This window comes from Epilithonimonas zeae, assembly GCF_023278365.1.
Taxonomy (GTDB): domain Bacteria; phylum Bacteroidota; class Bacteroidia; order Flavobacteriales; family Weeksellaceae; genus Epilithonimonas; species Epilithonimonas zeae_A.
Window position 1 is genome coordinate 3,512,059 of sequence record NZ_CP075338.1, and the last position, 18,761, is coordinate 3,530,819.

General features: G+C 35.8%; 19 protein-coding genes. 2 read left to right on the forward strand and 17 right to left on the reverse strand.

From position 1 onward, the window contains the following. Positions 1–21 precede the first annotated feature (21 nt). The 15 genes from hisIE to KI430_RS16145 all read right to left on the reverse strand — a co-directional run bounded on the left by hisIE (position 22) and on the right by KI430_RS16145 (position 15,442). Entirely contained in the window at positions 22–609 is a 588-nt protein-coding gene (hisIE, locus tag KI430_RS16075) for a bifunctional phosphoribosyl-AMP cyclohydrolase/phosphoribosyl-ATP diphosphatase HisIE (RefSeq protein WP_248875926.1), read from the reverse strand. Then, positions 606–1,358: an imidazole glycerol phosphate synthase subunit HisF gene (hisF, locus tag KI430_RS16080; RefSeq protein WP_248875927.1), complete on the reverse strand. Its 753-nt coding sequence runs from the start codon at positions 1,356–1,358 to the stop codon at positions 606–608. The genes hisIE and hisF overlap by 4 nt, the downstream gene beginning before the upstream one ends. Then, positions 1,358–2,074 (reverse strand): 1-(5-phosphoribosyl)-5-[(5-phosphoribosylamino)methylideneamino]imidazole-4-carboxamide isomerase, encoded by a 717-nt coding sequence (gene hisA / locus KI430_RS16085; protein WP_248875928.1) that lies wholly within the window; start codon positions 2,072–2,074, stop codon positions 1,358–1,360. The genes hisF and hisA overlap by 1 nt, the downstream gene beginning before the upstream one ends. Positions 2,075–2,205: 131 nt before the next feature. Further along, positions 2,206–2,790, reverse strand: a complete 585-nt coding sequence (gene hisH / locus KI430_RS16090) for an imidazole glycerol phosphate synthase subunit HisH (RefSeq protein ID WP_248875929.1) — start codon at positions 2,788–2,790, stop codon at positions 2,206–2,208. An 80-nt stretch (positions 2,791–2,870) separates the two neighbouring features. Next, complete coding sequence (gene hisB, locus KI430_RS16095) at positions 2,871–4,004, reverse strand: bifunctional histidinol-phosphatase/imidazoleglycerol-phosphate dehydratase HisB (protein ID WP_248875930.1); 1,134 nt, start codon at positions 4,002–4,004, stop codon at positions 2,871–2,873. A 121-nt stretch (positions 4,005–4,125) separates the two neighbouring features. Next, positions 4,126–5,160, reverse strand: a complete 1,035-nt coding sequence (gene hisC / locus KI430_RS16100; RefSeq protein WP_248875931.1) for a histidinol-phosphate transaminase — start codon at positions 5,158–5,160, stop codon at positions 4,126–4,128. A gap of 114 nt (positions 5,161–5,274) precedes the next feature. Continuing rightward, entirely contained in the window at positions 5,275–6,579 is a 1,305-nt protein-coding gene (hisD, locus tag KI430_RS16105; protein ID WP_248878358.1) for a histidinol dehydrogenase, read from the reverse strand. After that, on the reverse strand, positions 6,579–7,436 hold the full coding sequence (gene hisG / locus KI430_RS16110) for an ATP phosphoribosyltransferase (RefSeq protein WP_248875932.1): 858 nt from the start codon (positions 7,434–7,436) through the stop codon (positions 6,579–6,581). Before hisG ends, hisD begins: the two co-directional genes overlap by 1 nt. Positions 7,437–7,667: 231 nt before the next feature. Next, positions 7,668–8,474, reverse strand: coding sequence for an aminotransferase class IV (locus KI430_RS16115; RefSeq protein ID WP_248878360.1), 807 nt, complete (start codon positions 8,472–8,474; stop codon positions 7,668–7,670). Positions 8,475–8,522: 48 nt separating this feature from the next. Beyond that, entirely contained in the window at positions 8,523–8,909 is a 387-nt protein-coding gene (locus KI430_RS16120; RefSeq protein WP_120213323.1) for an START-like domain-containing protein, read from the reverse strand. A 393-nt stretch (positions 8,910–9,302) separates the two neighbouring features. Beyond that, entirely contained in the window at positions 9,303–10,481 is a 1,179-nt protein-coding gene (locus KI430_RS16125; RefSeq protein ID WP_248875933.1) for an aspartate aminotransferase family protein, read from the reverse strand. Between the two features lie 262 nt (positions 10,482–10,743). After that, positions 10,744–12,492 (reverse strand): OstA-like protein, encoded by a 1,749-nt coding sequence (locus KI430_RS16130; protein WP_248875934.1) that lies wholly within the window; start codon positions 12,490–12,492, stop codon positions 10,744–10,746. Next, positions 12,492–12,971 carry a Fur family transcriptional regulator gene (locus tag KI430_RS16135; RefSeq protein WP_034976696.1) on the reverse strand — a complete coding sequence of 160 codons (480 nt, stop codon included), beginning with the start codon at positions 12,969–12,971 and terminating at the stop codon, positions 12,492–12,494. The genes KI430_RS16130 and KI430_RS16135 overlap by 1 nt, the downstream gene beginning before the upstream one ends. A 28-nt stretch (positions 12,972–12,999) precedes the next feature. Further along, on the reverse strand, positions 13,000–14,979 hold the full coding sequence (locus tag KI430_RS16140) for a KUP/HAK/KT family potassium transporter (protein WP_248875935.1): 1,980 nt from the start codon (positions 14,977–14,979) through the stop codon (positions 13,000–13,002). A gap of 136 nt (positions 14,980–15,115) precedes the next feature. Continuing rightward, positions 15,116–15,442, reverse strand: coding sequence for a hypothetical protein (locus KI430_RS16145; RefSeq protein ID WP_248878362.1), 327 nt, complete (start codon positions 15,440–15,442; stop codon positions 15,116–15,118). Between the two features lie 41 nt (positions 15,443–15,483). On the opposite strand from KI430_RS16145, the gene KI430_RS16150 reads away from it, so the two are divergent. Further along, a complete protein-coding gene (locus tag KI430_RS16150; protein ID WP_177165167.1) occupies positions 15,484–15,657 on the forward strand; it encodes a DUF5522 domain-containing protein in 174 nt (57 codons plus the stop codon). 55 nt (positions 15,658–15,712) lie between these two features. Beyond that, complete coding sequence (locus KI430_RS16155) at positions 15,713–16,249, forward strand: DUF4136 domain-containing protein (RefSeq protein ID WP_248878363.1); 537 nt, start codon at positions 15,713–15,715, stop codon at positions 16,247–16,249. A 115-nt stretch (positions 16,250–16,364) separates the two neighbouring features. Here the strand turns inward: KI430_RS16155 and KI430_RS16160 are convergent, their stop codons facing one another. Together KI430_RS16160 and KI430_RS16165 are read right to left on the reverse strand one after the other, a co-directional pair. Further along, positions 16,365–17,204, reverse strand: coding sequence for a restriction endonuclease (locus KI430_RS16160; RefSeq protein ID WP_248875936.1), 840 nt, complete (start codon positions 17,202–17,204; stop codon positions 16,365–16,367). A gap of 183 nt (positions 17,205–17,387) precedes the next feature. Further along, positions 17,388–18,704 (reverse strand): sensor histidine kinase, encoded by a 1,317-nt coding sequence (locus tag KI430_RS16165; RefSeq protein WP_248875937.1) that lies wholly within the window; start codon positions 18,702–18,704, stop codon positions 17,388–17,390. Between the last annotated feature and the right edge of the window lie 57 nt (positions 18,705–18,761).

Below are 18,761 nucleotides of genomic sequence, written 5' to 3' on the forward strand. Positions count from 1 at the left end.
ACCAGCAATTTTGCTGGTTTTTTATTTACTTCTGGATTTCAGAATTCTCTCAACATCTTCAATCGTAAAACCTTTAGCTTTCAACAAAATTAAATAATGATAAAGTAAATCTGCAGATTCATTTAAAAATAATTCATCATTGTCATCTTTCGCTTCGATAACCAATTCCACAGCTTCTTCACCTACTTTTTGAGCCACTTTGTTGATGCCCTTTTTATAGAGTTTATTGGTGTAGGAATTCTCATCATTATTGTCAATTTTATCAGAAATAGTCTGCTGCAGTTCGTATAAAAAACCTTTATCATTTTCTTCATTAAAACAAGTTGTTGTTCCGTTGTGGCAAGTTGGTCCAAGAGGTTTTGCTTTTATTAGAATTGTGTCTTGGTCGCAATCCAATTGCCAATCAATTAATTCCAAAAAATTGCCTGACGTTTCTCCTTTTGTCCAAAGTCTGTTTTTGGAACGGGAAAAAAAAGTTACTCGTTTTTCCTGCAGAGTTTTATCAAAAGCTTCCCGGTTCATATAACCCAGCATCAGAACTTTCAGTTTGAGATAATCCTGAATAATAACGGGAACTAATCCTGTGTTTTCATCAAATTTTATAGTCATCGTATTGGTAATTTTTTAGATTTAAGATAATTTTTAAGCTCGGGAATTTCAATTTCATCGAAGTGAAAAGTACTCGCGGCCAAAGCTCCGGTTGCTTTGGTTTCTATAAAAACGTCTTCGAAATGTTGCATTGTTCCGGCACCACCTGAGGCGATTACAGGAATATTCACCAATTCCGAAAGTTGTTGGGTAATCTCGATGGCGAATCCGGATTTTGTTCCGTCTGTATTCATAGAGGTTAAGAGGATTTCGCCGGCGCCAAGATTTTCTAATTCTTTTGCCCAGGAAAATAATTCTTTATCGGTTTCAATTTTTCCACCGTTACTGAAAACTTTATTCTGATTTTCAACAAATTTGGTATCAATCGCAACAACCATACATTGCGAACCAAAACGTCTGGCAACTTCGGTGATTAGATTTGGTTTGGCTATGGCAGCCGAGTTAATCGTAATTTTATCTGCTCCGTTTTTCAAAAGCTCTTCCACATTTTCAATCGCATTAATTCCTCCTCCAACTGTGAAAGGAATACTGATATGTCTGGCAATATCTCTTACCAATGGAGTCAACGTTTTTCGACGTTCTTCAGTCGCAGAAATATCCAGAAAAACCAATTCATCCGCACCTTGCTGAGAATATTTGATGGCCATTTCTACAGGATTCCCGACTTCTTTCAAATCCAAAAATTGGACACCTTTCACCGTTTCGCCATTTTTGATGTCGAGACAAGGAATGATTCTTTTTGCTAACATTAGAGAAATGGTTTTAATTCGTTAATAGTAATCCTGTTTTCATACAAAGCTTTCCCAATGATTGCACCTTCACAACCGATTGATTTTACTTTTTCCAAATCTTCAACAGAAGTAATTCCACCGGAAGCAATCAGTTTGATGTCAGGATTTTCAGCAATTATTTTTTGATACAAATCGAAAGCAGCTCCTTCCAACATCCCGTCTTTGTCGATGTCTGTTGAAATGACGTACTTGATTCCGGATTCTGTTTTTTCTTTGATGAAGTCATAAATATTGGTTTCACTTTCTTCTAACCAACCGGAAACAGCAATTTTTTCTTTCCTTGCGTCAGCTCCCAAAATGATTTTTTCCGGGCCATATTTTTTTAAAGTTTCTAAAAATAATTCCGGGTTTTTGACAGCAACACTTCCCAAAGTCACTTGTTTTGCTCCGTTTTCAAAAGCAATTCTGATATCTTCTTCAGATTTTAAACCGCCTCCAAAATCGATGATTAAATTGGTTTTGGCTGAGATTTTTTCTAATGTTTTATAATTGATGATTTGGTTTTGCCTTGCGCCGTCCAAATCGACGAGATGCAGAAAACGGATTCCGCTGTCTTCAAAGTTTTTGGCAATGTCCAAAACATTTTTGCTGTAAATGGTTTTCCGGTTATAATCACCTTTGGAAAGCCGGACGCATTCGCCATTAATGATGTCTATTGCTGGTATGATTCTCATTTTATATTAATATTTTACAGATATAACTTTATTTATTTTTAAACTCTCGCAGGTTTAATAGATTGGGCAGATTAATTTTAAAATCTGCTTAATTCGCAAAAATCAGCGAGAAAATTTTAAACTAATACCTATTATAATTTTAAAAAATTCTCTAATATTTTACTTCCCAGAATTCCGCTTTTCTCGGGATGAAATTGGACGCCGAAAAAATTATCTTTTTGTAAAGCGGTGCTGTAAGCTTCGGAATAATCTGTTGTTGCAATCGTGTTTTCATTTTTCTCAGCAAAGTAACTGTGAACGAGATACATATGGCTCTGTTCGGGAATGTTTTTAAACAAATCCGATTTTAAATCATAAATCTGATTCCAGCCAATCTGCGGAACAAGAACCGAAGCCGGAAATCGCTTCACCGAAACATCAAAAATCCCCAAAGCTTTTGTATCACTTTCTTCCGAATCTTTACAGAGTAATTGCATCCCGAGACAGATTCCCAAAAGTGGTTGTTTCAGTTCTGGAATCAGCAAATCCAGTTTGGTTTCTCTCAAAGAATTCATTGCGAAAGAGGCTTCTCCAACACCCGGGAAAATCACTTTGTCGGCTTTGGAAATTTCATCCGGATTATCTGTGAGCTTTGCCGAAAATCCCAACCTTTCTATTGCAAACAAAAGACTCTGTACATTGCCGGCTTTGTAATCTATGATAACTGTTTTACTCATTTGCTGTTGATTTTATTTTGGTATTCGTGAACCTTCGGTTTCATTTTAATAATTTATAATTCATCATTTATAATTAATAATTACAGCATTCCTTTTGTTGATGGTAAAATCATTTTCTCCGAATCCCGTTTTACTGCAGACTTCAAACATTTTGCAAATGCCTTGAAAATCGATTCTATTTTGTGATGTTCATTATCACCTTCAGCTTTGATATTGAGATTGGCTTTCGCTGCATCTGAGAATGATTTGAAGAAATGAAAGAACATTTCAGTCGGCATTTTTCCAATCATTTCACGTTTGAAATCGGCTTTCCAAACTATCCAATTTCTTCCGCCGAAATCCAGTGCCACCTGAGCCAGGCAATCGTCCATAGGCAAAACAAACGCATAACGTTCAATCCCCAGCTTATTTCCTAAAGCCTGATAAAAAGCTTCGCCAAGTGCAATTCCGGTGTCTTCAATCGTGTGGTGTTCGTCCACTTCCAAATCGCCCTGAACTTTGATATCCAAATCCATTTGACCGTGTTTCGCAATCTGGTCAAGCATATGGTCGAAGAAGGCAATTCCTGTATCGATATTGGATTTTCCAGTTCCGTCGAGATTCAGTTTGATGTTGATTTTCGTTTCGTTGGTATTTCTGATAATTTCTGAAGTTCTGTTTTTGAGTTTTAGGAATTCATAAATTGCTTTCCAAGAAGTTGTTTTGAGAGCAATTACATTTTCCAAATCATCATTTTCCAAAATCTCATCTGCGCCAAGATTTTCATCATTATTAATGAAAATTGCTTTTGAGTTGAGGTTTTTCGCCAGTTTCACATCGGTAATCCGGTCGCCTATGACAAAGGAATTTTCCAAATCGTAAAGATTCTGGTCAAAATATTTTGTCAGCAAACCAGTATTCGGTTTTCTGGTTGGTGCATTGTCTTTAGCGAAGGTTTTATCAATGAAAATATCTTCAAATCTGATGTCTTGACTTCCAAAAGTTTCGATAATGAAATTCTGAACCGGCCAGAAGTTTTCTTCCGGATGAGAAGCTGTTCCCAAGCCATCCTGATTGGTCACCATAACTAATTCGTAATCCAACTCATTGGTGATTTTTGAAAGATATGTGAAGACTTTTGGGTAGAATTTTAGTTTTTGAAACGAATCGACCTGATAATCTTCTGGTTCTAAAACCAAAGTTCCGTCGCGGTCTATAAATAGTAGCTTTTTCATTTTTTTATGGACTTTTTATTTTTATTAAGACTTCCCTTCGACAAGCTCAGGATAAACTGTGCCCCAGCCTGACAGCGTTTGATAAGTAATGTCACACTGAGCGTAGTCGAAGTGTCTGTTTTTAGTTATTAATATTTTGAAGGGCTTGTATCAATTTTTTATTTTCTTCGGGTGAACCAACTGTAATTCTCAAACAGTTTTTGATAACTGAATTTCTATTTCTGACAATTACATTTTGATTGACTAATTCCTGGTAAACTGAGTCTGCATTTTCAACTTTTATCAAGATAAAATTAGCGTCCGAAGGATAAATTTTATTAATCAATTCCAATTGTTCCAATTTTTGAATTAGCTGTTTTTTCTCGTTCAAAATCAGTATTATATTTTCTGAAACGAGTTGAATATTTTCATCAGTCAAAGTATTAATAATCGCATCCTGATTGAGCTGGCTGATGTTGTAAGGCGGCTTTACTTTGTTGTAAAATTTGATGATTTCTTTGGAAGTATAAGCGATACCGACTCTTATAGAAGCCATTCCCCAGGCTTTACTGAATGTCTGACTGACGATGAGATTCGGATAGTTTTTGATTTGACTTCTGAAGCTTTCTTCCGGGCTGAAATCAATGTAAGCTTCATCTATAAAGACTATTCCGCTGAAGTTTTCAATAATGTATTTTATATTCTGAAAGGAATTACCTGTTGGATTATTAGGTGAACAGATGAAAATGATTTTAAGATTTTTGTCATTCAAATATGGTTTTAAGGTTTCTAAATCTATTTGAAAATCATCATTTAAATCAAGATTGATTAGCTCTATATCATTGATATTGGCTGAAACTTCGTACATCCCGTAAGTTGGCGAAAATGTCAAAACCTTATTTTTTTTAGGTTCGCAAAATATTCTGAAAGCCAAATCAATCACTTCATCGCTTCCGTTTCCCAGAAAAATATTGTCAGTTGGGATTTGATTCAGTTCGCTCAATTTTTCTTTAATTTTTCTTTGATATGGGTCAGGATAACGGTTCAGTTCTCCGAATGGATTTTCGTTCGCATCCAGAAAAATCCCGTTATTGCCTTCAAATTCATCTCTTGCAGAAGAGTACGATCTGAGGTCAAGAATATTTTTGCGTGCTAATTTTTGTATTTCAATTGTCATTTTTTTAATTGTTTTTTGTCATTGCTAAAATTGGGAACACTTCGGCAATCCTTCGAGAACCTCAGGATGATAAAGTGTGACATCTCTGATACTAACTGTTTTAATTATCCATTGTCAGGCTGAGCCTGTCGAAGCCTTTTCTAAAGATTTTAATCGGATTGAAACTGCGTTTTTGTGAGCGGTTAATTCTTCTGCTTCTGCCATTACTTCAATGGTTTTTCCAAGATTTCTGATTCCTTTTTTTGTGATATTTTGAAAAGTAATTTTCTTCACAAAACTGTCCAGGGAAACACCGTTGTAGTTTTTGGCAAAACCATTGGTTGGTAGTGTATGATTGGTTCCTGAAGCATAATCGCCTGCACTTTCCGGACTGTAATTTCCCAGAAAAACTGAGCCTGCATTAGTGATTTTATTGGTGAAATTTTCAGCATTTTCTATTGCTAAAATCAAGTGTTCCGGAGCATAATAATTCGAAAATTCAATCGCTTCATCGATAGAATTAAACAAAATTGATTTGCTGTTTTGTAATGCAATTTCAGCAATATCTTTTCTGGGTAATCCTGAAAGTTGTTGTTGGATTTCAATATGAATTTCATCAATTATTTTTTCAGAATTACTTAAAAGAATCACTTGAGAATCGGTTCCGTGTTCGGCTTGTGAAAGCAAATCAGAAGCGACAAACTCAGCAATAGAAGTTTCATCGGCGATGACCAGAACCTCGCTTGGACCAGCCGGAATATCGATAGCAACATTATAATTGAGCGCCAATTGTTTCGCAGCTGTCACATATTGATTGCCAGGTCCGAAAATTTTATCCACTTTCGGGATTGTTTCTGTTCCAAACGTTAAACCTGCAATCGCTTGACTTCCTCCTACTTTGAAAATATTTTTAATTCCGATTAAGTTTGCTGTAAACAAAATCGCCGGATTGATTTTTCCATTTTTATCGGGTGGTGAACAAAGTGCAACGTTTTGACAACCTGCAATGTTAGCAGGGATTCCCAACATCAAAACTGTTGAAAACAACGGCGCAGTTCCTCCGGGAATATAAATTCCAATATTTTCTATCGCACGACTTTCTCGCCAGCAAAAAACGCCTTCGGTTGTTTCTATAATTTTTTTCTCCTCTTGTTGGGAATTGTGAAATTTTCTGATATTCTCAGAAGCCAATTTTATCGCTGATTTTAACTCATCGGAAACGAATTGTTCTGCATCATTAATTTCTGATTCAGAGACTTTTACATCCTGAATAGAAACTTTGTCAAACTGTTCTGTGAAGTATTTTAACGCTTTATCTCCTTTTTTTTCGACTTCCGAAAAAACTTGTTTAATCTGAGATTCGAGACTTTCCTGTTTTTGCAAAGGTCTTTCACAAAGCGATTTCCAGTCTTCTTTTTTTGGATATTTATACTGCTTCATCATAAAATCATTTTTTCAATTTCTAAAACTAAAATTCCTTGTGCACCTTCCTTTTTCAGGTTCTCAATCACTTCCCAAAATTGATCTTCTTTGATGACTGAATGAATAGATGACCAACCACTTTCGGCTAAAGGAAGAATAGTTGGCGATTTCATTCCGGGTAAGAGATTGATAATTTTTTCAAGATTCTGATTAGGTGCATTTAAAAGAATATACTTGCTTTCCGAAGCTTCTTTTACGGCATTGATTCTGAATAAAAGTTTGTTTAAAATCTCCAGATTTTCATTAGATAGATTCTCATTGGAAATCAATATAGCTTCACTTTCCAGAACAGTTTCAACTTCTTTCAAACCATTAGTCAGTAGAGTAGAACCGGTACTGATAATGTCAAAAATTCCGTCGGAAAGTCCGATTCCAGGTGCGATTTCTACACTTCCACCAATCTTTTCGATTTGTGCATTGATGTTATTTTCTTGGAAATAGTTTGAAAGAATCTCTGGATAAGAAGTTGCCACTTTTTTATTTTCGAAATATGGGATTCCGTTATAATTTTCTTCTTTAGGAATTGCCAGAGACAATCTGCATTGGGCAAATCCAAGCTTTTGAACAATTTCAATATTTTTCTTTTGTTCCAAAACTTCATTCAGACCGATAATTCCGATATCAGCAACGCCTTGCTCTACATATTGCGGAATATCATCATCACGAAGAAATAAGATTTCTAATGGAAAATTAGTGGAAACAGCCTTTAGTTTTCTGGTTCCGTTGGAGATTTTGATGCCACATTCTTCCAGCAGTTTCAGAGACTTTTCGCTCAGTCTTCCATTTTTTTGTATGGCTAATTTTAGTTTACTCATTTTTGATTTTATAGATAAGGTCTGAGTAAACGACAAGGAAAATTGGAAAACAAAAAACCGCCTGATTACTCAGACGGTTAATATTATTTTGAAGTTATGACATACCATTACCTTCCCGCCTGAACGTGAGAATGGTGATGATGATGCATAAGTTGTATAGACATTTCTTGCTTTTTTGTTGGGACAAATGTAGAACTAATTTTTAAATAATTATAAAATTATGTAAAAAAATTAATTAAAACTATTTTTCCATTGGGTAATCATTTCTGAAAATCTCGTGTTCTCAAAAGTTTTATTTCTGATTTTTGAAACTGTGTGAATGCCTTTTTCATCGGAGATTCTCAGGATTTCTTCAGCTTTTTGAGATTCGAAGGCGATGATTTCTGCTTCTTCAATTTCTGCCAGTTTATTTTTGTGAACAAAAGTGACAAAGTTTTCCATTAATGGTGAAATATAAGCACCTTCCGTTTGTTTCGGAATTTTAATCACATTATTCTGGAGAAACAAAAGATTTCCGAAGATACTTCTGGCAATTTTCTTGTTCGGATTCAGAAGAATAACGTCATCCAAATCATTTTCTTTGGCATAAATTTCAGCATAGATATTCTCGGCAGAATGAACACGGATGTTACTCAAAAGATTCGCATTAACATTGATTTCCTTAATGAGATCCAGTTCAATATTACCTTGTATATAAAGAATGTCTCCCGATTCTTCCACTTCAAAATAGAAAGCGGTTTCAGATTTCGGAAGCGGTTTGTCTTCCTGCTTTCTGTAAGCCATCAGTTGGATAATTCCATTCTCAATACCCTTACTCAAAACTTCTCTCTGAAACAGTTCCTGAAAAAATTCTAAGGTGTATGTCAGCGGAATATTCAGTCTCATTTTCCGCATCGATGCCATCAGAAAAAAATAAGATTCCTCGGCCATTATGAGATTTCCGTTTCTTACAAAGAACGATACCCAAACCGAATCACCATAAAGAAAAGAACGGTTGATAACTTGAAGATTTTCTTCAGTATAAACTAATTTTTGCATTGTAGTATAAAAAAATAATGAACGATAAAATCGTTCATCCATTTATTTTTAAGCGGCGCCTAATTTTATCTGTAAGTTCTCTATCAGGTTTTCCCAATAGAGTTTGTTTTCTTCCTCATCGCCAGGCTCACAAAAGTCGGTGATGTTAAGCGAAAGGTCATCCGTTATTTCATCAATGACGATAGAAAGCTCGAAGAAATATTTCGTCCCTTCATCCTCTTCCCAACGGAAACGCACAAAACTTTCCGGCTTGTAACGGATCAGCGTCGCCTTCTCAGCAGGGCCACCGCCCCAGCTGAAATAGAAATCGTCTCCACGTTCTACAACGTCGTCTGCAAACCATTCTGATAATCCTTCTGCACTTGCCAGATACTCATACAAAATCTCCGAGAGACAATGCATATTGTATTCATACTGCACTTTCGTTTTCGCCATATACTAATTCTAATTGTGGCGCAATATATAAATTAATTTCTTATTTCCAAATCAAAATGTCTATGGAAATTCAAATTTTTTATAGAAAATAAATATGATTTTTATTAGCTGATTTTGTACCGTTGATGAACACTAATTTTTAAAATTATTTGACATCATCCAACCTAAAGATTTGGGCAGCTTAATCCGCCTTCCGCTCCCAATCTTTTTTGCAGATCATTTCAGATTAAATAGAACTTGATGGTTGGCAAAAAAGGATTTCCGCTCAAGTCGGGCTGCAGATTCGTCATAAAAACAAAGGCTTCCCTCAAAACGAAATTTGTCATTCCGTAGGAATCTCGACAGCGACGTTTAGATTCCTACGGAATGACAAATTGGATGTTAATTTAAAATCTATTCCACTTCATTCAAAGCTTCCAGAATAATCGCGCAACCTTTTCGGATTTCGTCTTCGGAGATTGTGAGTGGAGGAGAGATTCTCAGATATTCGTTTCTGTACAGTTGCCAGAAAACAATCAATCCTTTTTCCATACATTTTGAAGCCACTTTCAAAGTATATTCCGGAGAACCGAGATTCACAGCTAACATCAGTCCTTTCCCGTTGACGTTTTTGATTTTCGGATGAACCAATAATTCCCGGAAGAGTTTTTCCTTCTTATCTGTCTCATTCATCAGTCCGCTTTCCAAAACTTCTTTCAGAGTAGCGTGAGAAGCCGCAGCAATCAAAGGATTTCCTCCAAAAGTGGTAATATGTCCCAACTTCGGCGAATGTGAAAGGCTTGACATAATTTCTTTCGAACTCATAAAAGCACCAACCGGAACGCCGCCGCCCATTCCTTTTCCCATTACAAGAATATCAGGGACAATCCCAAAATGTTCAAAAGCAAATAATTTTCCGGTTCTTCCAAACCCCGGCTGAATCTCGTCCAAAATCAGTAGCGCACCAACTTCTTCACAACGTTTTTTAAGCTGAATGAAATAATTATCTTTTGGCATAATAAAACCCGCCGCACCCTGAATAGTTTCTACGATGACACAAGCCGTTTTCTCTGTGATTTTATCAAAATCATTTTCATTATTAAACTCGATGAAATTGACCATTGGCAGCAACGGACGGAATTCTCTTTTGTGAACTTCGTTTCCTGCAACAGAAAGCGCGCCGTGGGTATTTCCGTGATAAGCATCTTTGAAGGCGATTATTTCTTCTCTTCCAGTATAGCGTTTAGCTAATTTCAAACTGCCATCAATCGCCTCCGCTCCAGAATTAACAAGATAAGTGACTTCCAAAGGTTCTGGTGTTGCTTCTGCCAAAAGTCTGCAAAGTTCCACTGGTTTTTCTTGCGCATATTCGCCGTAAACCATTACGTGCAAGTATTTGTCCGCTTGTTCTTTGATGGCGTTAACCACTTTTGGATGAGAATGTCCAAGCGTATTGGCAGAAACACCAGCTACAAAATCCAGATAAGCTTTTCCGTCTTTTCCGTAGATGTAACTTCCTTCCGCTTTTTCAACTTCGAAGCCTGCTGCATAAGGTGTTGTTTGAGCTTGGTATTTAAAGAAATCTTGTTTCATTTTTCAATGTAGATGTTAGAAATTAGATTTTAAAAGTTTCTATATCATTTAGTTTTTTGAATTTTTTGAGAACTTTTAAACTTTTGCAAAGGTCGTGAATTTTGAGTTTCGATTCTATGAAATGACAAAATTTTCGACTTGGCGAAGCGCGCCCCGACTTGAACGGAGCTCTTTTTCTTTTTTTTGCCAAAAAAGGAAAAAGCGGGAGTGGAAGGCGGATAAAGGCGCCCAAATTTCGACTCCGCTCAATGTGACCGATATTTTATTTTTTTACCCGAACTGGTGTCTTAGGTTTATTCTTTTCTTCCTGTTTTTTCCGTTCGGCTTCAGCTAGGTTGAAGAGAGTGTTGTCGGACTCGTAGACTATTTCGGGATAATTAGGTGTGTCGAGAAAAATATCGCTGGGTTTCTGTAAGCGGTCTTTGGTGTTCCAATTGAAATCTTTGAAAAAACGTTCCTCTTTTGAGATTTGACTCATCGGATAAGTGTCGTTATTCGCACCAATATTGCAGGAAACAATCTCCAGTCGGCGCTCCAAAAACTCTGCTGTAATCTCGCCACAAGTGGACAACATTACGCCAATTCTTTTCATTTGTTTTGTTTTTTTATCCTCGTCATCCGCATAAGTAATAGCTTGCGCATTGCCTACCGCTTTTGCACTATCTATGGCATTGTTGTTGAGATAGACAATCATATTCTTGCTTTTGATCTGATTGAACTCATCTTTCAAATTCAAAGAATCTGCTTTACTGATAGCGAAGGCATTGCCTAAAACTCTGATGGAATCTGTGATTTCTTTTTCGGGATTACTGTAAACACGGATTTCGTCTCCGGTAACTTGTTTTACACCCATCCAAAGAATTGGTTTTCTCATCAGGTGCATTTCGCCGTCAGTTTCATTAAAGCTTAATGAATCTCCGCGACCTTGCATATTGGTTTTGAAAATTCTTACTTTTCTGTAAGCTCGCAAATAGCTTTTTTTCTTCAGTGCGTTGGCCGAATCTGGTCTTTGAAATGTAATGAATTTCTCTGCAGAAAAATAGGCAGAATCTTTACTTAGAATCTTTACAGCATAAGGTTTGTCCGTAACCATTGCAGAGTCTTTCTTTTCATAGATCTCTCCATAGCCACCTTTGATAAAACGTTTTTGCTGAGGGTCGTCCAACGTTACATTGCCTGTTCCTTTGCCGAAGCCTGTATTTCTGTTGAAGTATAATTTGTCTCCAGTCAGGATTTTCCCATTATTATGGATTCTTGAATTTTTGTTGAGGAAAGATTCGCCTGTTTTGGAATTATGGGTTCCAAGTTCTGTATAGACATAGTTGGCGTAATTTTCCTTACTTCTAATGGTTGTTGGCCCTGTAAAATCTGAAACGCCTGTATTTTGATTGGTTTTGATATTATCGCTTATGATAGTGTATTTATCAGTTTCGATATTAGAACGACCAATGAAATCTATCATTTTTGAATTGAGATAATAGGTAGCAGATTTGGTGTACATCACACTTCCATCATTACTATAAATTGTTCCGCCTGTGTTGAAATAAGCCGTGTTCGGGATTTTATCGTAATAAAGCGTTTCTGTTTTGATGGTTTGTTTTGGGTCGGTAAGAACTACATTTTTGCGTGCAATTCCACGTTGGGTGTTACCATCGTATTCCATTTCTTCTGCCGTGATTCTGTTTCCGTCGGCAGTTGTTAATACAGCATTTCCAATGGCTTTCAAAAAATTTTCTTTCTCATACCAAACAACTTCATTTGCTGTAAGAACAGAACCTTGATGTTCGAATTGAACATTTCCAGAGAAAACCATATTTCCTTCATATTTATCAGGTTTTTTACCTGCAGTATCTGAATGGACGTGTTTTACTTTTTTAGAAGGCTGTGTTTGCGGATTTTGATTTTTGAAAAAAGGGTCTTTAACCACACCCGTATTTTGGGTTGGCGGAGTGACCTGCGAAAATATTCTAACAAAAATTAGAAGTAGAACAACAAAAAAGGATTTCTTCATTAATTTTCAGACTTCTTGTGTCCGTAGAAGTACAACGAGTGCGTATCAATACTTACGCCAAATGCTTTTTCTATTGAGTCTTTGATGCCTTGGATTCTCGGGTCGCAGAACTCTATAATCTCTGCAATTTCTTTATCAGAATCTTCTTTATAAATGACCAAATGGTCGTGCTGCTTATCAAAATAAGACTTCTCATAAGAAGATGTGCTCAATGTTTTTTCTCCGAATTGGTGCTTTCTAATCAAGCCTGCATCCAAGAAAATCTCTATAGTATTATAAATCGTAGCCTTGCTTACGTGGTATTTTTTCTGCATCATCAGCAGATAAAGGTCATCCACGTTGAAGTGGTGCTCCATATTGTAAATCTCCTCAAGAATAGTATATCTCTCAGGCGTATTGCGGAAGCCTTTATCCATAAGATATTGTCTAAGGACGTCTTTTATAGTTGCGATATTCAACTCTTTTTGTTTCGTATCCATAGTACAAAAATAAAGAATTTTTTCGGGATTATTCGAAATGCTTGTGTTCGACTTTTTCGATTCTCTCGATTTTGATTTTCTGGTCAAGAAGCGGCGCCGATTCTACCACAACATTATGACTTGCAACGCCATAAGCTGTGAAGTCGTTACTGCCAAGTTTCTTTACAAAATTATAAATATTAAGAATGATTTTATCTCTAATTGTAAGAAGGAAATCATTGATATAAACATTATCGATAATCACAAACTTCAAATCAGGCGGAATGTTATGTGCTCTCAAAGAGGGATGTGAACTGCGTGAAGGAATCGTTCCTTCTTCCATCATTTCTGCTAAAATCTGCTGAAAATAATCGTTGATTCTTCTGTCTCTTTTGAAGCCCAGCAAGAAACTTATCTTATAAATTGTTCCAGGCAAAACCTCTTCCACATTGTATTTGAAGCTGTATGGGTCTTCCTGATTCACAATATTCAAAATAAAATAATGGTCAGCTCTTTTAGGTTGTGCTCGGATGATGGAATAAATGATTTTCGATTCTACTTCATCCTCTCTTTTTGCTCGACTAATGAAAGCAAGATTGGTCGCATACTTAGGAATCGTTTCATCCAGCTTCATATCTTTTATTGTAGAAACATATTTTTGAAGTTTTACAAATTTGATGAACGTTGTTTTGATAAGTCGCCCATTATACCAGGCATACATACAGATTCCTATAAATCCTGCCAAGAGAACGGACATCCAGCCACCTTCGAAAAATTTAATAATATTGGCACTGAAAAAACCACCTTCTATCACAATATAAACCAATGCAAAAAGTGCAATCCAGAGTTTGTTTGTTCTCGTTTTCAAAAACCAGAATACCAGCAGGATGGTTGTCATTAACATTGTCACGGTAATGGAAAGTCCATAGGCAGCTTCCATTCTTCCGGATTCTTTAAAATAGATCACAACAACAAAGCACAAAAGCAAAATTCCCCAATTGATTTTCGGGATGTACATTTGGCCTTTTATTCCGGAAGGATATTCGATTTCCTGATTAGGCCAGAAATTGAGGGCCATTGCTTCGGAAAACATTGTGAATGCTCCTGTGATTACCGCCTGGCTTGCGATGATTGCCGCAGCTGTTGCAATTACAACGCCCGGAATAATAAACCATTCCGGCATAATTCCGAAAAATGGATTTTTACCACGGAATACTTCGTGATAGTTGCTCAACAGCCAGGCACCCTGGCCAAGATAATTGAGGATCAGCATAGCTTTCACGAAAATCCAGCTCACTCGGATATTCTTGATACCACAATGCCCAAGATCGGAATATAATGCTTCTGCTCCGGTAGTACAAAGAAAGACAGCACCAAGGATGACAATGGCACTAGGAGAGTTATAGATCAATTTAATGGCATAATAAGGATTAAAAGCTTTTAGAATCATTGGATGTTCAACTAAATGAACAAGACCAAAACCTCCTAAAACCAAAAACCAAAGTACCATTACCGGTCCGAAAAACTTCCCGATAAAGCTGGTGCCAAATTGCTGAACCACAAAAATAATTACCAAAATGGCCAATGTGATAGGAACAACAGGTGGCTTGTGCGTAACGAGTTCCAGCCCCTCAATGGCGGACATTACAGTAAGAGAGGGCGTGATGATACTGTCCGCTACCAGAGCAGCTGCTCCGATGATGGCAATGATATAAAGCCATTTTTTCTTAAACCTTTTGACGAGTGAATAAAGTGATAGAATGCCACCTTCTCCTTTGTTGTCGGCTCTCAAAGCAATAATAACGTATTTTATCGTCGTTTGTAAAGTCAGAGTCCAAATAATACAAGACAATGCACCTTCTATGTATTCCTCAGAAATAATTCCGCCGGCTTTTCCTGCATTGATGATCGCTTTCATTACGTACAACGGCGAAGTTCCGATGTCTCCGAAAACAATTCCTAATGAAACCAAAACGCCCACTGCGGACAGTTTTTTGAGGTCAAAATGACCGCTGCTATCTTGCGACATAATAAAGTCTTATTGTAAAAATAATTCTGCAAATTTAGATTATTTTACAGATTAAGAAATTTTTTTGATGAAAATGTAATATTCGATAAAAAAGTAATTCTGGAATTAATTCTCCAAATCATTTCTCATATTGATTTTAGAGATAATTGATGAAGCTCCAAAATTTTCTTTTTTTCAAGTAATCCAAGTTTTGGTCATTGGCATAAGCCTCTCTTTCGAAACTAATATTTCTATAAGCTAGATGTGGATTTTTGTACTTCAGATATTTGAGATAATATTCTGAAAGATACCAAATATAAAATGGAATAATCAATAATTCAATCTGCTGACGGATATGAATTTTCTCATGATTGATTAAGACTTTGTTTTGCCTGTATTCTTTTTTTCTCAGCAATATAAACGGGAACAATGTAATCCCCGAAATTTTAGTATTTTTGAGTAATCTTTGGCAAACAATAATTATCATCAATCAAAGATAAAAATTTTGGTACAGTTTTTTAACTTATGAAACTAAATGACATCAAAGAGAATGAAGACTTTTATTATAACGAGCAGGGTTATAAAGTTTTTACAGAAAAGTTCCATTTGAAACGTGGTTATTGCTGTAAAAGCGGATGCAGACATTGTCCGTATGGTTATGATAAAAAGACGGATACTTTTATTAAAAAACCTAAATAATCTTAATATTATGAAATCGAAGATTCACGAATTCCAAAATAAAAATATATTAGCGATGAGTAAAAAATATTTCTTCATATTATTGGCTGCGGTTTCTCTTGGAATCACTTCTTGTAGCCCATTTCAAGTGAAATCTGATTATTCTGCTACAGCAAATTTTACAAACTATAAAACGTATTTGCTAAGAACAGATGATTTGAAACTGAATGATCTTGATAAAGACAGAGTTTTGAATGAATTATCAAAACAATTGCAATCAAAAGCTTTGACGTCTGGACAAAATCCGGATTTGATTGTGAATGTGAAAGCGTCCCACAAAAAAGTTCAGGACATTACCACCTCGTACGGCGGAGGCTGGGGTTGGGGAAGACCTTGGGGCTGGGGTGGCGGTTTTGGTATGGGAAATACCTGGACCAACAACTACAACAGTGGAACGATTGTGATTGACATTATTGATGCAAAAACTCAAAAATTGGTTTGGCAAGGCGCAGGTAGCGGAATTTCTGTAGATTCGCCAAGGTCAAAACAAAAACAAATTCCACAAGTTGTAGCTGAGATAATGGCTAATTATCCACCACAAAAAGGGAAATAATTTTAAATATATCTCTTAGATTTTATAGATTTCGCAGATGAATATTTGAGAAAAAATCTGCCTAATTACAAAAATCTGCGAGAAGCATAAAACCGCTATCATTTAGCGGTTTTTTTTATTCCGAAATTTTTGTTGTCATCAGTTCTTTAGCTTCTTTCAAAACTTCTGATTTCTTTTCTTGATTAAGTTCTAAAACATTCAACAAATTCTGATTATTGAATAATTCTTTTACCAAAACACATTTGTTCTCCAGCAATTTCTGTTTTTGTTTTCCATCCAAAGTCGTAAGACAAGTGATTGGATATAATGCATTTTGGTCAACCAGATTTTTGATGGATTTATTTTTCGGAAAATCCCAAGACAACAATCTCAATCCATAATATTCTGAAAAAGCCACAGAATCCTTGGTAAAATAAGTATTAGTAATCAGCCAACCATCTGTAAATTCGGTTTTGGTTCCGAAAAGATTGTACTGAATATCAGAAATATCTTTGATTCTTGACAAAACGTACATTGGCGTCGTAACAGAGATTTTCGTGTCTTCCGCATTCCGGAATTTACATTCTACCCAATACGTTTTATCGTCTTTATTGGCGATAACATCCGCTTCGTGAGTCACCGAATGTCCTTTTATTAATTGTCCCGTTTCGGTTTTGTAACCAATATTTTGAAACACTCGTGAGATCCACTGCTCAAAATAGAATCCCGCAGGTCCCAATTCCAGCAAAGCTTTTTTCAAACTGTATCTTGCCGCTGCAGAATTTGAGATTTTTTTCAGTTCATCAAACGCCATTTTATACAACTCTCTCGTCGTGATTCCGTCAAAGCAATTTGGTAAAATATTTTGGAGTACTTTTTTTACAGAGCTTTCGTCCGCTCCGGAGTTCCGAAGTGAGTTTTCTAGCTTTGAAATTTCAAATTCTACCGTTTCGCTGGCATTATTTTTTATTTTCATAATTGTGTCAACTTTTTTAACGCAAGGGCGCAAGTTTTTTTATTTTAATTATTAATAAAAGTCGCAAAGATCCAATTCTACTTTTTTCATCGAAGATAATAACTTTGTGACTTCTCAACTTTGAATCTAATAATTTTTGTGCCTTTGCGATAATTTTTTTCGAATCTAAAGTCTTTTTTCTTTTTATTCCACAAACCAAATCTCAAACCGGCTTCCCTGTTCCAAAGGTTTATAATTCAAGTAGCCTTTATGGGCTTCGATAATACTTTTACTGAGCGTTAAACCAATTCCGGAACCATTGCTTCTTGTCGTGAAAAACGGAAGGAAAATCTTATCCTGGATTTCCTTTGAGATTCCGGTTCCATTATCTTCTACACTTAGAATGATACGTTTGTTGTGAGTTTTGATTTCGGTTTTAATTGTTCTTTCAACATTATCGGAAACAGCGTAAATAGCGTTGAGATAAAGATTAATTAAACATCTTTCAATCATCTTTTCATCAGCAGAAATCAGATGATTTTCCAATGAATTGATAATGGTGATATGTTTTTTTTCAAATTCAGGCTTAAGAAAATTGAGTGAAGATTCTACAATATTAGATATAGAAATTGTTTTAAAAACAGGTTTTGGAAGTTCGGCAACTTGGCGGTAATCGTCTACAAAATTTAATAATTGTTTTGATTTGGAATTGATAATCATCAGACTTTCCTTCATATCCTGCTGGTCTTCCTTTTCGATAATTTCCTGATTGGCAATGTATTCAAGATTCTGAATCAGACTGTTAACAGGCGTTAAAGTATTCAGAAGTTCGTGGGAAATTACTTTCATCAGGTTATTCCAGGCTAATTTTTCTTTTTGTTCAATAATTTTCTGAACCGATTCTAAACTGATGATGCAAAAGCGGTTTTTTACATTCTGAACTTTTTTCGTCCTTAATGAAAACGATTGTTTTGTATTTTCATTAATCGAAATATCAAAAAATTCCTGAGAGTTTTCGTAATTCGTTTGTTTGATGATTTGGTAGAAATCGGGCGCTTTATTTTCGTAAAGATTCCACGAATTATACTTCGGGATTTCTAGAATTTCAAGAAAAATAGGATTCACATAAAAAACTTCCCAATCATCATTTTTCATTGACAAAATCATCAAACCTATTTCGAGTTGATTCAAAATTTCCTCATACAATAGTTGGTAAGATGATAACGAAAGATGCTCTTCTTTACTTTGATAATACAATTTCACAGCATTATCAACCAGACCGTTTTCCTCAGTTTTTGGAAACAATGAAAAATCCTTTTTCTGAATTGCTAAAAGCAGTTTTTCCGTTTTCTGGATGTAAGACAAAGCCGAGGTCTGCGCCAAAATAATGCAGACCAAACCGACCAATGAAAACAAAACGCAATTGATCCATTTATTTTGAGAATAAAAATCAAAAGCAAAAATCCCGCTGACAATCGAAAGCAGAATAAATATCAGCCAAAAAAACTGTTGTTTTTTCATAGTTTTCTATAGATATATTTTCCTTAAAGTTCTTAATTTCAATAAACTTGTTTATTC